1 protein-coding gene is annotated in these 1,232 nt (G+C 36.1%); it reads right to left on the bottom strand.

Annotated elements, in window-relative coordinates; all coding sequences use genetic code 11:
• Positions 1-26: 26 nt before the first annotated feature.
• On the bottom strand, positions 27-1,019 hold the full coding sequence (locus tag WA338_RS18770; RefSeq protein WP_273006933.1) for an IS110 family transposase: 993 nt from the start codon (positions 1,017-1,019) through the stop codon (positions 27-29).
• Positions 1,020-1,232 lie beyond the last annotated feature (213 nt).

Below are 1,232 nucleotides of genomic sequence, written 5' to 3'. Positions count from 1 at the left end.
CTGTATTCTAAGGTTTGTGCAAATTTTTATGCTGCAAATTTAAAGGTTTCCACATATGGTGTTTGCCTTTTGGTCACAGCAAAAATTCTGCTAACAATTTTGTTTCTAATGATGTTGAGTGTCGACATTTTGTTCTTTCCTTCTTTTAATCGTTTATTGTAATACATTTTTAATTGAGAGTCATGTAAAATAGCTGTTGCGGCAGCTGATGATAAAATAGTTTTTAAGTCTCTATTACCCAAAACACTTATTCTTGTCCTGCCCCTGTAACTTGTTCCAGAACTATGCTCAAAAGGTGCAATACCAGCATAACATGCAAATTTCCGCCAGTTCTGGAATGACTTAAAATTATTGGTATGCGCTATCATGGTTGTAGCCAATATTGGGCCGACACCTTTAATGGTTTGTATGTTTTCATAGGTCTTCAAAATCTCTTGGTCTGATTTGATCAGGGAGACGATTTCTTTTTCTATCAATTTAATCTGTAGGGTCAAAAAAACTATTATTGCTCCAGAAGACTCAATCACGAACGACTTTTGAGTTGACGGGTACATTTGTTTCTCTTCTTTAATTGAGGCTTTATAACCAGCTCTTTGACGGACTAGCTTTGAGCGTTGCCCGAGTAGCTTTTTGAGCGTAATAACTGTTTGCCCTGGCATTTTATAAGCAATCAAATCGTCTCTTCTCAAAAATGCATATTGGGCAATTCTCTTAGCATCTACCTTGTCATTTTTACCTCTTTTAATGCCCATTGAACGTTTAAGCTCAAGTCCTGAAATAAGATAGTAAGTCAGATCCATTTGTTCTAGAAGTTCACATAAGGGTTGCGAGTAAATCCCTGTGTGCTCTAGACAAAACCGAAGCTCAACTAGTTTGAGATTTGTCTTCTCGATGACCCAATCGATCAATGATTGTCTTCCAACGCCGTTATTCTTGAATGACTGATGTCTATTCGCACAATACAAATGCACATCCAAAGTGCCTTTTGATACATCAATACCGATAAATTCATTTTTCATTGTAAATTTGTTTGAACATTCATAAAAAACGTCTAAGGCTAAGACTCTTAATAGATCTGAAATATCTAAAATTCTAAATGGTCTGAGACGCGTCAAAAGTTGAGGATGGGACTAATACAGACAATAGAACTCAAATTCTAGCCGGCAGGAAAGTTCACCCATCCTTTTCTTTTGGAAAATTAATTCAAAATCATTTTACAAACCTAAGAGCCG

This window comes from Leeuwenhoekiella sp. CH_XMU1409-2, from assembly GCF_037029365.1.
Taxonomy (GTDB): Bacteria; Bacteroidota; Bacteroidia; order Flavobacteriales; family Flavobacteriaceae; genus Leeuwenhoekiella; species Leeuwenhoekiella blandensis.
This window is presented reverse-complemented; position numbering and strand designations above follow the sequence as displayed.

Coding starts and splice junctions, on each gene's coding strand:
- WA338_RS18770 (WP_273006933.1), bottom strand. CDS start 1,019: ATGAAAAATGAATTTATCGGTATTGATGTATCAAAAGGCACTTTGGAT.